Origin of the sequence: Flavobacterium sp. (assembly GCF_027490375.1) — a bacterium.
GTDB lineage: Bacteria > Bacteroidota > Bacteroidia > Flavobacteriales > Flavobacteriaceae > Flavobacterium.
This window is the reverse complement of record NZ_JAIXYH010000007.1, coordinates 1-13,271: the sequence shown is the minus strand read 5'-3', so window position 1 is coordinate 13,271 and position 13,271 is coordinate 1. Positions and strand designations below refer to the sequence as shown.

Annotated in this window: 8 protein-coding genes and 1 tRNA gene; 3 read left to right on the top strand and 6 right to left on the bottom strand. The window is 42.3% G+C overall.

What is annotated here, in order from left to right; genetic code table 11:
• Positions 1–6 precede the first annotated feature (6 nt).
• Positions 7–1,047 (top strand): hypothetical protein, encoded by a 1,041-nt coding sequence (locus Q0064_RS00840; RefSeq protein WP_298142850.1) that lies wholly within the window; start codon positions 7–9, stop codon positions 1,045–1,047.
• Positions 1,048–1,505: 458 nt separating this feature from the next.
• The gene (locus Q0064_RS00835; RefSeq protein WP_298142847.1) at positions 1,506–2,009 is read left to right on the top strand and encodes a DUF6705 family protein; all 504 of its coding nucleotides are present in this window, start codon (positions 1,506–1,508) and stop codon (positions 2,007–2,009) included.
• A gap of 581 nt (positions 2,010–2,590) precedes the next feature.
• Here the strand turns inward: Q0064_RS00835 and Q0064_RS00830 are convergent.
• The 6 genes from Q0064_RS00830 to Q0064_RS00805 all read right to left on the bottom strand — a co-directional run bounded on the left by Q0064_RS00830 (position 2,591) and on the right by Q0064_RS00805 (position 12,534).
• Positions 2,591–3,373: a class I SAM-dependent methyltransferase gene (locus Q0064_RS00830; RefSeq protein WP_298142844.1), complete on the bottom strand. Its 783-nt coding sequence runs from the start codon at positions 3,371–3,373 to the stop codon at positions 2,591–2,593.
• A complete protein-coding gene (gene map, locus Q0064_RS00825; protein WP_298142841.1) occupies positions 3,370–4,194 on the bottom strand; it encodes a type I methionyl aminopeptidase in 825 nt (274 codons plus the stop codon). Before map ends, Q0064_RS00830 begins: the two co-directional genes overlap by 4 nt.
• 126 nt (positions 4,195–4,320) lie before the next feature.
• Positions 4,321–7,875 carry a T9SS type B sorting domain-containing protein gene (locus Q0064_RS00820; protein WP_298142838.1) on the bottom strand — a complete coding sequence of 1,185 codons (3,555 nt, stop codon included), beginning with the start codon at positions 7,873–7,875 and terminating at the stop codon, positions 4,321–4,323.
• Positions 7,876–7,877: 2 nt separating this feature from the next.
• Entirely contained in the window at positions 7,878–9,395 is a 1,518-nt protein-coding gene (gene gpmI, locus Q0064_RS00815) for a 2,3-bisphosphoglycerate-independent phosphoglycerate mutase (RefSeq protein WP_298142835.1), read from the bottom strand.
• A 77-nt stretch (positions 9,396–9,472) separates the two neighbouring features.
• A complete protein-coding gene (locus tag Q0064_RS00810; RefSeq protein ID WP_366094537.1) occupies positions 9,473–11,872 on the bottom strand; it encodes a DUF5916 domain-containing protein in 2,400 nt (799 codons plus the stop codon).
• 191 nt (positions 11,873–12,063) lie between these two features.
• Positions 12,064–12,534, bottom strand: coding sequence for a GNAT family N-acetyltransferase (locus Q0064_RS00805; protein ID WP_298142829.1), 471 nt, complete (start codon positions 12,532–12,534; stop codon positions 12,064–12,066).
• A gap of 97 nt (positions 12,535–12,631) precedes the next feature.
• Between Q0064_RS00805 and Q0064_RS00800 the strand changes: the two genes are divergently transcribed.
• A tRNA-Gly gene (locus Q0064_RS00800) sits at positions 12,632–12,704 on the top strand.
• Positions 12,705–13,271 lie beyond the last annotated feature (567 nt).

Here is a 13,271-nt window from a genome sequence, read left to right as displayed (position 1 = left end):
ATTACCATGAAATCAATTACACTGTACTTGGCCTTATTACTCACGTCTTTATTTTGCAAAGTTTATGCACAGTCCGACTTTAGCGAGAAAATGAATGAACTGTCGTTGAAAATGGAAAAAACCATCTCCGACGAAAAAGAACTGCTTGCCAATCAGCTCGAAGCCGTTAACAACCAACTTTCGTTCGGAACTCTTACCGCCGCCGAAGCCGAGGCAAAGAAAAAACAACTCTCTACCGAAAGCGCGACTCGTTTGGATGAAAAGCTTGCCGAAATCGACGAAGAACGAAACCTTCTCATTCAAAACAAAATTGAAGGGAAAGTCGAATTAGCCAAAAGCGATTCCACTAAAACCAAAAACTATACGTTTGCTATCAACTCTAAAAATAAAGACAAATTCAAATATGGGGAATTGCGCACCACGACACAATTTGTTTTTGCCATCGGACTCAATAATGTTGTTACCGACGGCTCTATTGCCAACTCAGATTACCGCGTATATAAGTCGCGCTTCTACGAATGGGGCTTTACGTACAACACCCGTTTAGACAAAAACTCGCAACTATTTCACATTAAATACGGTTTGTCTTTACAATACAACGACTTACGTCCGACAGATAACCGCTATCTGGTTGACAACGGCGAAACGACCGACCTAGTTACAAGTCCGGTTGTTCAAGACGACTCGCGCTTCCGAAATGTAAATTTGGTATTTCCCGTGCATTTTGAGCTCGACTTCTCGAAAACAAAAGATCGCGATGGTAGAAAGATTTTCCTTTCTCACGATTCGTTCCGATTGGGTATTGGAGGTTACACCGGCTTTAATGTAAAATCGAAACAGATTCAAAAATACGACGTTGCCGGCTACGACACGCGAACTGTAACGCGCGGCGACTGGAATACAAATAACTTTATTTACGGATTAAGCGGGTACATTGGTTACGGGCAAATTAGTTTGTATGCCAAGTACGATTTAAATCCGCTGTTTAAAGATAACGCGGTCGATCAACGTAATATCTCAATGGGTTTGCGCTTCGATTTCAACTAAAATTTGGGTTAGTTAGTTTTGAAAAGGCACTTGTATTTACAGGTGCTTTTTTTATGGGCGGCATTTCCGGCTGTTCGCTGCAAGCTTTTTCAAATGAGGCACAAAAGTAAGCGTTGGCCGCGGCTTCTTAGGTCGCCACGCCCAATGCACTTTTGTTTGCCCCATTTATCAAAAGGCTTTCCGCTGCCATCTGGGCCGCAAAGGCGTTACCGTGAAACGTACGTGATATTTAACTAACTTTACTAAGAGTTAATTAATCAGTTTTGCTTTACAGTACACCGATAGTGGCATTTTCACAGCTGTCGACAGCTATTTATAAGTAGTTTTTCTAATCACCGAGCAAATCTACAAGCCACATTCTTACAAGAATTTGCTGATTTCGGAATTGAGTTATACAAGACCGATGATTTAGTTAATTTTACACAGTGGAAAAAAGTAACACTAACAAACGAAATACCATGCCCATAAAAAAATCAATTACGTATTGCGTGCATTTTACACTTTTTGCACTGATTAGTTTTTACGGTTGGGGGCAATCCCCTGTGCTAACTACCAGCATATATAATCAAGGTCAACAAGAGTTAAACAACATGCAATGGGTTTACTATAAAGATTTCGACAACGATTTAGATCCTTTTGTAGGTGTTTATGAACTTACAAACAATCATTTTTCATGGAAAATAGAGTTGCGTAAAAAGCTAATGAGTAAATCGAATTGGGAGTACGAAGACGTAATTTTTGGCGAATATCAGTATAAAATCGGAAACGTTGTATTGTATAATTCCATCCCAAACATTGATATGGCAGCAGTCGCAGAGTATCCTTGGGATTTTTCGAGTATCGGAATAGGTTATATCGCAAAGTATCCGGATAACCCAATGTGTCGTATTTGCACAACCAACGGCGAGAAATTTATTACAATTTATATAATAAACGCAGCTGCAAACTTTTTATGCGGTTAATTACTGTTGATGGGCAAACTGCTCTACAGATAGATGTATTTTATGAGCATGGAATTCAGCGTGCTAGTGATCCAATTCCCACAGAAACACCTGCTCTACCACCTCATGGGCAGCATGTTTTGCTTAAGCAATAAACTTCTCAACTTAATTTAGTTGTAAGAAAAAAACACCAAACCGCACCCATCGTGCGGTTTTTGCTTTTGTACGCGCCGCACTTGGCAAGGCTTTTCGCTGTTAAAGAAGTGTAAAGTTGATGACGAAAAAGTGTTGGTTTTTAGCTGATTTTTAACATACGTAATATGGCAATATTACCCCCAGGAAAACATTGAATATCAATTTAATAAAACATCGATTAAATACGTAAAACAAAAAAACGTTTAATTCTAGTACGAATTTACGGAAACGATACCCGCGGCCGTGATGGCAGTGAAAATGAAAGCGTAACGAAAGCGTGTGAGTGCGGTTTTGAATGGGCGACCAGCGGAAGCCCCAGACAAAGCCAACACAAACCGCTTTTGTGGGTTTTTATTGCAACGAACAGCGCGAAATGCCGCCCAAAAAATTAAAAAATAGGTGAATGACTAAGCTGTGTAAGGCTTTAAACAAAGTGGAATGATTTCGTTGGCCTGCAATGCGTAGGCTGAAATCTCTGCGGCACTGAGAAAATCGATTGCAGCAATTTCTCGAACCTCGAATCCGGCTTTGCGCAGTTTGTCGAAGTAATCTCGGCCGTAAATTCGAACGTGGTCGTACTGACCAAAGATCTCGGCACGTTGCCGCGGATCGGTTATGCTGTCGTCGGTAAACGTTACGTCTCGGTTCAAATCCTGTGGAATCTGGAAAATGCCCCAGCCGCCGGGTTTAAGCACGCGGAAAAGCTCCGACATGGCTTTTGTATCGTCGGGAATGTGCTCTAACACGTGATTACAAAAAATGATGTCGAAAGCGTTGTTCTCAAACGGAAGCTTGCAAATATCTGCTTTAACATCGGCAAGCGGCGACAGCAAATCGGTGGTTAAATACGCCAAATTAGCTTGCTTTCTAAATCGTTTGTAAAAGGCTTGCTCCGGCGCAAAATGCAGCAACTTTTGCCGTTCCGTGTTGGTGAAGAAGTTCGTTTGTCTTTGCAAATACAACCACAGCAAGCGGTGTCTTTCGAGCGATAAGGTGCCGGGAGCCAACACATTATCACGCTGTTTCCCGTATCCGTAAGGCAAGAATTTCTTAAACTGCTTTCCGTCGATTGGGTCTGTAAAACCTGGTCCTTGCAACCACCACGCCAAAACGGGACGCGCAACGTAGCTCAATCGAATTAAGAGCGGTCGCGGAACTGCGTTGAGCAAAAATTTGAAGAGTTTTTTCATGCTTCCAGAACCAGTGGCTGTGTGCGGAACGGCGCTTCTTCGTCGGATTCGATACCCAGAGCTTTGTAGATATACGCAAATGTCGATAACAACTCCGGTTTCCCATTTACCAAGGCAATGTTGTGTTCGAAATGCGCGCTTGGCTTTCCGTCGGCGGTAACTATTGTCCAACCGTCTTTGAGGTATTTTACGTTTCGACTGCGCATATTTATCATTGGTTCGATGGCTACAACCATGCCTTCCTGAAACATTTTTCCTTTGCCGCGTTTGCCGAAGTTTGGCATTTCTGGCTCTTCGTGCATTTTTCGTCCGAGGCCGTGTCCGACTAAATCACGCACAACACCGTAACCAAACGATTCGGTATAGTTTTGAATGGCTGCTCCCACATCGCCAACGCGATTGCCTGAACGAAACGCTTCGATACCGATATACAGCGACTTTTTAGTTACTTCGAGTAGCTGTAAGGTTTCGGGAGCCACTTCGCCGATGGCAAATGTAAAGGCGTGATCGCCGTAGAATTCGTTCATTAAAACGCCGCAATCTACCGAAACAATGTCGCCTTCTTGAATAGGTCTATTTGTTGGCAAACCGTGTACTACTTGTTCGTTAACGCTGGTTAATAATGTCGAAGGACAGCCGTATAAGCCTAAGAAACCAGGCACAGCATGATGATCGCGAATAAAGGTTTCGGCCAATTTATCGAGTTGTAGCGTAGTAACGCCGGGTTTTATTTCAGCAGCTATCATGCCTAAGGTTTTGCTTACCAATAAGGCGCTTTTACGCATAAGCTCAATTTCCTCGGCTGTTTTCGGAATTATCATTTAAAAAAATTTTTGCAAAAGTACGCAATAACTAGGTTCAGCAAATAGCTTAGCAGGATTTCGGCCTATGGCTGCAACTGCACAAGCTGAAAGCGCTTTAAAGTTCTGAAACCAGTAGATTCAAACTTAACGTTTCAAGGTAAAATGCCCGCTAAATGTACCTCGGGTATTTTGTGTGGCATATTCTGCTTTAAACCAATAGTCGTCGGCAGGCAATGGAGCGCCGTTATAGGTGCCGTCCCAACCGGTTTGGTTTTCAGAAAGTTCGCGAATTAGTTTTCCGTGTCGATCAAAGATGAATATGTTATTGAATCGCAATCCGGTGCGACCTTGCAGGTTCCAAACGTCGTTAATGCCATCGCCGTTTGGTGTAAAAAACTTCTGATAATCGACAACTACCACAGTGGTAAATACTTCGCCACAACCAAATTTATTGCGAACGGTAAGCGTGTAAAGACCTTCGCGCACGTTTTCGAAAGTCGGGCTATCCTGCCAGCCGTAATTTCCGAGCATGTACTCGTAATCGTTTGATTGCGGTGCTGCGATCGCGGTAACTGTATTATCGATTTCAAAAGCAACTAAAACTTCGGGCGTTACGCTAACCGAGGTCGGAATAAGAGTTTCTCTTGTGGTAAAATTGAAAACAGAGCTACACAATGGCGGCGTGGTAATGTTGGTTGCCCGTACCGAGTATTCGCCTGCTTCGTCGGTTAGGAAAGTTGGTCCGTTTGCGCCTAATATTAAATTTGCTGGAATGGCGTCGAATCCGCGATACCATTGGAATAAGTGATCCGCAGCAGCTAAACCTGTATCGATAAATGCTTCTCGAGTTATTGTTCCAGTTTCGGTCACACAAATTTTGTATGGATAGCTATTCAATTGATTCTGTGGATATGCTTGCACAATTAACGGAAGTTCTAAAACCGTGAAGCAAGGGATATTATTTTCGGTATCCGAATTAACGGTACTAGTTATACGAACGTAAACGGTTTGTGTATTTTGAATGGTATTTCGGAAAGCTTCGGGCGTGGCTATATAAGTGTCGTTTCCAGCAAGGGCATCGTCTTGATTGATGTAATAGCGAACAATCGCCTCGTTGTTTGGAGTTGAAGCTAAGACTGCTGAGAGGCGTTCGGTCAGATTAAAATCGGCATATCCACTGTCGTCGCAAATGTATAACGGCTCCGGATTTTGGGTTGCTCCGGGATTTAGATTTACATTTAATTCCAATGTGGTTTGCGACGGGCAATTGTTATTTGCGGTATCGTTTACGAGTGCAATTACGGTTGTTGAACTCGTAATAAAAGCAGTCGGATCAGTGATGGGAACGTTGGCGTTAAAATCGGCCTGACTCGCAAAATACGTGACAACCAAATTCGGATTACCGCCTGTTATTTGGTTATTTCGAATCGTTAAATCAAAGTTCGCAGTAGTACTTCCGCACACGCCAATTGGGCTTGGCGCCGTTAATACGGGATGGTCAAAGTTATTGATTTGAAAGGGCAAAATTGCCAAACATTGGTTTGACTGCGTTCGAATTCCGGCAAAAACGTCGGTAGTTCCAATCGGTAGCGCGAGATTAGCGTTTTTGTTGAATGCAGAGCTGTTTGCTTCTGCGGCAGCAAAAGAAGGATAGTAATTTATACTTACATTTTGAGTTTGAAAAGCCAAGATTTCTGCATCTTTTGAAGAGAGAACAAAAACATCGTTGTTACATTTCGTGACATTTGCGATGCTACCCTGTTGTGGCGGCGTATTTACTAACAAGTTAAACGTTGCTATTCCTTGACAATTATTTCCAGATTCGACTCGAGCAAAAATTTGATTCAATCCGACAGGAATCTGACTGGTATTGTCAAGCGGGTTCGTCTCTACCGAGGCATCAGTAGCAGAAGAATAAAAAGCAATGTCGACATTAACCGTTGGGAAGTAGGTGCTTTTGATAAACTGTCGTCGTTGTTCGAAATTAGCGAGACCGAAATTTTGGTTGATCTCAGGACAAATCGGCGCCATATCAGGGTAGGTATCAACAGTTGTTGGATTTACTTGTAAACTAATTGTTGCTACATTCGAAGGACAAACAGGATTTTGCGTAGGTATGCTTCCAGTTACGTATATGGTTTGATTGAAAGGAACGTTGTTTGTAAACGTTTGAGGAGAAGTTATTTCGTCGGTTAATGCGGCATCGCGAAAATAGCGAAGGACAATTTGCGTGTTTCCCTGATTAAGTGTGGCAGCGGCTTCTGTAAGATTAGAAACTGCAATACCGTCGGTGGAAGGCGCTATATAGTCACATTGTTCTAGGCTAACATTGGTGGCAAGCGTAGGCAACAAATTTAGTGTAACGTTAGCGGTTGTACTAGAAATACATTGATTATTGTTGGAAACTTCAACTTCGTAAAGAACTGTGGTTCCGGGTGTTTGTAGGGTGTTATCTACTTGCAAACTCGGATTAATGGCATTGGCAATCATTATTCCATCCTTAAACCATTGATAGGTTGGATTTGATATTGCGGATAGATTTCCGACAACTACGGTTAAATTTGTAGAAGAATTTTCGCAGATAGAAACCGCAGAAAACGTATTTAATTGTGGCTGACTTAAAATTTCGATGGCATTAGAAAGTACAATCGGGCACGAATCATTGCTAAGTCCTGCGGTATAAATTCCTGGCTCTGTCGGAAGATAGGTGCTTCCACTCGCGCCGAAAATGAGATTTGAATTACGGTACCAATTCACGAGTGTGGTCGTGGAATTCGGTGCAATGTCTTGTACAGTGAGAATCGGGACATCTGACAAGCAAACTGTTGAGCTGCTCAACACAGGTTGTGGTGCGTCTCTAAACGTGAGTACTATTTCGTCGGAGCTAATTGGCAGACTGCTAACATCAATATTTGGATCGGTACTATCGTAGGCAGTTAAATCAATTCGATAGGTGCCCGATGTGCTGGCGGTAATAAAGTTTTCAGATGAGGGCGATACTAAAGTTTCAGAAATCAGTGCATTATCCAAATACCAGCGAAAGTTGAACCTTAAATCTTGTGGCTGACCATCGAAATCGGAAGTTTCTACTTTTGCATAAAGGTTAACTGTTTCTGGGTTACAGTAGTTTAAATCGGTTATTTCCTGATCGTTGATGTCGGCAATTTCGACAGATGACAAAAAGCTACAATCCGAACTTCCATCACCTGCGATTTGAGAAATTGTAATCTCGCCAGGTACATTCGCATAGTTGTCAACTAACAAAATGTAGTATTCGCCAGTCACGGCATTTGAAATCTGAACCTCTTCGATTGCTGCAGGAGCATAGCTACAGTCGACCTCATTCGAAATAATTAAATCCGGACAAAAATTGGTAAGATTAGGAAACGGTCCCCAAATAACAAAATCCACATCTGAACCTATTCCATTGGTGGATACCTGGGAGATTTCTAAAGTAATAGAACCCGATTGTTTAATTTGGAGAAAAAACCAAGTTGGCCCTTGGAAAGCTGAAGGAATACAACTTACATTAAAGCTCTCGCCGCTGGTGTTTCCCACAGAATTGGTAAACGGAATAGAGGTTGCGCAAGATTGGTACAAATCTGGGTTGGCTTGTAACTGCCCACACGAGCTCGCTCCTTCTTGCGAAAAGACAAGTTGAATGACAAATAACAAACAAACGCTTAAATAACTTTTCATCTCTAAACTAAAGGATTACATGTCATCACATCTGGTTGCGCGACATTCATCAATTTTAGAATGGTTGGAGCAATATCTCCTAAAATTCCATTCTTTATGATTTTGATATCTGGATCTATGGCAATTATAGGAACCGGATTAGTCGTGTGTGCCGTATTAGGCGATCCGTCTGGGTTTATCATCGTCTCGCAGTTGCCATGATCGGCAATAAGTAGCGTAGTATAGCCATTTTCTAAGGCAGCGGTAACTACGTGTTCCACACATTTATCGACCGCTTCGCAAGCCTTAACGGCAGCTTCAAAAACGCCGGTATGCCCTACCATATCGCCGTTGGCAAAATTCAGACAGATAAAATCGGCTGATTTCGCACGAATCTCAGGAACCAGCGCATCGGCTAATTCAAATGCACTCATTTCTGGCTTTAAATCGTATGTAGCTACTTTTGGAGAATTTTTAAGAATACGTTTTTCTCCGACAAAAGGTTCTTCGCGACCGCCGGAAAAGAAAAAGGTAACGTGCGGATATTTCTCGGTTTCTGCAATTCTGATTTGTGTCTTTCCTGCATTTTGAAGCACTTCTCCCAACGTCATCGTAATATTATCTTTGTCGTAAATCACATGAACATTCGAGTAGCTGTCGTCGTAATTCGTCATCGTCAAATAGTACAAATCAAGCTTGTGCATATTCTGTTCGTGGAAATCCTGTTGCGACAGTGCTTCGGTTAATTGGCGTCCGCGATCGGTTCTGAAATTGAAAAATACCACAACATCGCCAGATTCAATGGTTGCTACGGGTTTTTGATCGTGATTTGTCAATACATGCGGCAATATAAACTCGTCGGTAATATCGGCTGCATACGAAGATTGAATGTCCGACAAAACATCTGTAGTCGGCTTCCCAATACCATTTACCAATAAATCGTAAGCCAACTTTACACGTTCCCAACGCTTATCGCGATCCATTGCGTAGTACCGACCCACAACGCTTGCTAAACGGCAATGCTTTCCTTGTAGGAACTCTTGCAATTGAGAAATGTACGTAATACCTGATTTTGGATCAACATCACGACCATCGGTAAACGCGTGAATAAACGTATTTTCAAGTCCAAACGATTCGGCAGCTTCAACCAATCCGCGCAAGTGCGACGTATGTGAATGCACGCCACCATCGGAAACGAGACCTAGAAAATGTACTTTTTTATTTGTTGCTTTCGCATAAGAAAAGGCTTCAAGCAAGGGTTTTTCTTGCTTAATCGTACCGTTCGCAACCGCTAAATTTATCTTTGCTAAATTCTGGTAAATAACTCGCCCCGCTCCTAAATTCATGTGACCTACTTCGCTGTTGCCCATTTGGCCTTCTGGCAAACCAACATGCAAGCCGTCGGTACGAAGTTCAGCGCTTGGATATTTTTTATATAAGTTATCGATAAAAGGCGTATGGGCGTTGTCGACTGCCGAAACTTTTGGGTCTGGCGACTTCCCCCATCCATCTAAAATCATCAAAATAACTCGCTTATTCATAGTTTATTCATTAAAGAACCGCAAAGTTAGCCGAATAATGCAACTAAAATGTTAAACGTTAAAAAAGTATAGAATTGTTAGAACCAATTTTTGGCTCCGTTGTAGTCGATATAATAGCGGAAACTAACTGAAAAGATATTTGCCATGTTTTCGGCAAACAAATTCTGGAAACTACGCCCGTAATTTTGCGATAGATCGTTTCGGTAATCTTGGGCGCTGTTTCGATATAAAACAGTAATCTGGCTCGCGGGTGCAAACCACCAGGTGTACGACAAATCAAGGTTAAAGGCACCGAAATTGTCGTCGATTCCTTCAATAAAATCGGTTGCAGTTAGAAACCCGTCGTCGCGCAAGGTAAAATTTGCTTTGTTGCGCGAAGTTAACCAGTAGTGACGTGCCGTTAGATTAAAAGTCATTCGATTGTTTAATGCAAAACGTCCGGTTAAATCTGTTGTTATAGTTTTAACCGTTCGGCGCGTGTAATAAATACTGCCCGCATCATCAACAAAACCAATAGAACCCAAATCGTTGATGCTTCGAACATACGAGGTACCTGCAATTAGTAAACATCGGTCGCTCACACGTATGCGAGGCGACAAGGAATACACGTAATCGATACGGTTGTATTCAAAGTATTTGCGATAATTCAATCGCGCATCTAAGGCAAACGCTCGATTGTAATTGCTAGAATAATAGGCATTTAAAATGTACGACCCAGGCACATAATTAAATCGGTTTTCTACCTGTGGCATGTAAAAGTCGTAAGATGTCAACGGATTATACTGCGCCTCGAAAGAATAAAAATCGTTCGCACGTGAAGTCGCCGAAATACTTACGTTGTGGTAATAGTCTTGAACTCGTCCGGTACTGTTTTGAAATTCAACGGAATTTCGGAACGCAATACTAAAACTATTGAACCAACCCTTCGGATTTAAAATACGGTAACTCCAATCGACGTATGCATTGTGATAATTCGTCTGGAACAAAATTCCCAAGTCGTTTATTTCGTAGTTATCCGACAGATATTTACCAAATAAAGAATACCGCCACTTGCCCGAAGTTTTCTCAAAATTCAAACTCGTCTTAAAACCATCCACATAAGTATCTCCGAAAATGCTGCTGTATTTAAAATCGCCAAAAAGATTATACGAGTTGTCTTTCGTATATAAATCAAAGTTTAAAGCACTCACTGTGGCATCGCGGTAAAAGCCATTGCGCAAAACCGACGTATTGGTATAGGTAACCGAAGAGTTGTTGTTAAATCGTTGGTCTACAACAAAAACATTATAGTTGGTTAACGGCTCTATGATGGCACGCCTTGTGGCTCCTGTTTCGTTGTTGGTAAATGTCCCATAAGTTTCTTCGGTAATGGCATTTAAAACTCCAATGCCCAAACCGCCTTTAGTTCTTCCGGATATTTTTAATGCATTTAAAAGATCTACTGCTGCTGGTTCATCGGTAAGCGACTCGACAGTCGGATCGAAATCTCGTGGCCGAAATCGTGCTGGACCGCCAATCCTGCGTGTATAAAGCAAGTTCGCTTTTGAAAACAAATCGGTACCTTCCGTAAAAAAAGGTCGGTTTTCGGCAAACTGCTGCTCAAACGGCGTTAAGTTTAAGATGATGTTGTCGAAGCGTGTTTGTCCGAAATCTGGAACCAAAATCGCATCTAAGGTAAACGCGTCGTTAATCCCATATTTTATATCCATTCCGGCTTTAACCGTATTAGCAATTCCGCCCGGCGTATCTTCGTAATAATAGGAAGCATAAGGAATGAAAAACAAACGGGTAGGCGTTTTTACATCCTTAATACCCTTAAGCAAACCGTTCTGATTTCGGGTTGTTGCAATTTTAGCATCGACAAAATTCCAAGTGTACACTTGTCGGTCGCGACGAATTTCTCTGTAAAAGTTCAATCCCCAATTTTGCACCTGTTCTTTCGAAAAGCGTAAGGCCGCGTACGGAATTTTCATTTCCACTGTCCATCCCGATTCGGTAAGCTCCGTGGCACTATCCCAAATGGCGTCCCACGACATATCCTGACTAAAGTTTGAAACATTTACCTCGCCGTCTTCGGTAGCGAGCCGATCGAGCTGCACGCCCGATGCGGTTACAAAGAACTGGAAATCTTGTTGGCCGTCGTTAAATCCGTTCAAAAACACGCCAAAAATATCTGCAGTTCCTACCACATCGCGTTGGGTGATTTCTTTTAAAATAAGCTTCGGATCATCTTTTAACGTGCCGGCAATATAAACTGCCTCGTTATCGTACAAAAAACGTACTTCGGTGCGCTTTTCAGCTGCTATTGCTTTGCCATTATCCGGTGCAAACATGACAAAATCTGTTGCAACAGGCGCTGTTTTCCAAGCCTCTTCATCCAGTTTTCCGTCGACGGTAATTCGAGCATTCGTTCGCACCGCATCGATACTCTTCTGCTGAGCAAATCCAGCGAAAAAGCAAAAAAAGAATACCGTCAAAAGCCTAGGGAAATTCAACATTTACAACAAAATCGAGCAAATGTAAATAATTGGATTGGTTTACCCGCTGTTAAAACCACTTGTTTTTTACACTTTAACGATAAAAAATGCAGAAAAACGATAAAATTCTACAAAATAATCAGAATTATCCTGCAAAATGAAACTAAAAGTCAATTCCGTTTGTGTTCGTGCTAAAGGGGTTTATCTAAGGTTTTGAACAGGGTTTGATGTGGGCCTATTCCGGGAATATCGAAATATGTACCGTTGCCGCGGTAATTTGCCGTTTCGTAAAAAGGAACTGCTTTTATGCGTGCATTCAGCCAAAACCGGTGTGCACCTTGCTGCACCAAAACAGTTTCCGCCCACTGCAAAAGCGCTCCGCCAATTTTACGACCCTGAAAATCTGCTAAAACTGCCATTCCTCGAAATTGTATGGCAGCCTTATCCCCAAAATGCACATGCGTTCGATGTAGAGCGGTTAGTACACCAACCATTCGATCGTCGATAAACGCAGCAAAATGCATTGAGTCGGGGTCGGTATCGCCTTCAAAACCACAATCTTCAGGCTGTAAATGCGGACGCAATACGGGTTGCCGAACAGTATACAACTCCGGCGCTGTCACAATTTTAAACTGCAAATTGTTATTTGTTAAAAAACTCATTACTCGAGAATTAGGTAAGGCAAGTCCGACAAATGTAATTTTTTTTCAAAAAACACTTGCTTTAAGACTTTTAATGTTTTTATATTTGCACCCGCAAGCGGAAGTAGCTCAGTTGGTAGAGCTCCAGCCTTCCAAGCTGGTTGTCGCGAGTTCGAGCCTCGTCTTCCGCTCTAAACCCTTCAGATTCTGAGGGGTTTTTTTATGCCCCCTTTTTTGGGCAGTCCGGCGGCACGCACAGTGGAAGTTACGGCAGCCGCCGTCGGGTTTTCCGCGGCAAGGTTTCTCAAAAGTTTGCCACTTTTGTAAGGCTTCTGCAAGCTTCTTACAGTCGCTCGCACAAACCCACAAAAGCAGGCACTTTTTTCAAAACGCTTTCTGCTTCACCCCCTACTGCAAAATCGTGCTCCGAAAAAGTACTCCGAAAATCAATTCAAAAACAGCAGAAAATTTACGGAAAACCCGTAATGATAATTTCAAACAAATTGTAATTTCGCTTTACGGGGCGGGGGTGGAAGTTCCCAATAATAGTATAAGCAAGCGCATTTTTAAAACGCTTGTTCCTTCAAATCCGGTGCAAGATCGTGCTCCGAAAATGCGCTCCCAAAATCAATTCAAAAACAGCCGAAAATTTACGGAAAACCCGTAATGATAATTTCAAACAAATTGTAATTTCGCTTTACGGGGCGGGGGTGGAAGTTCCCAATAATAGTATAAGCAAGCGCATTTTTAAAACGCTT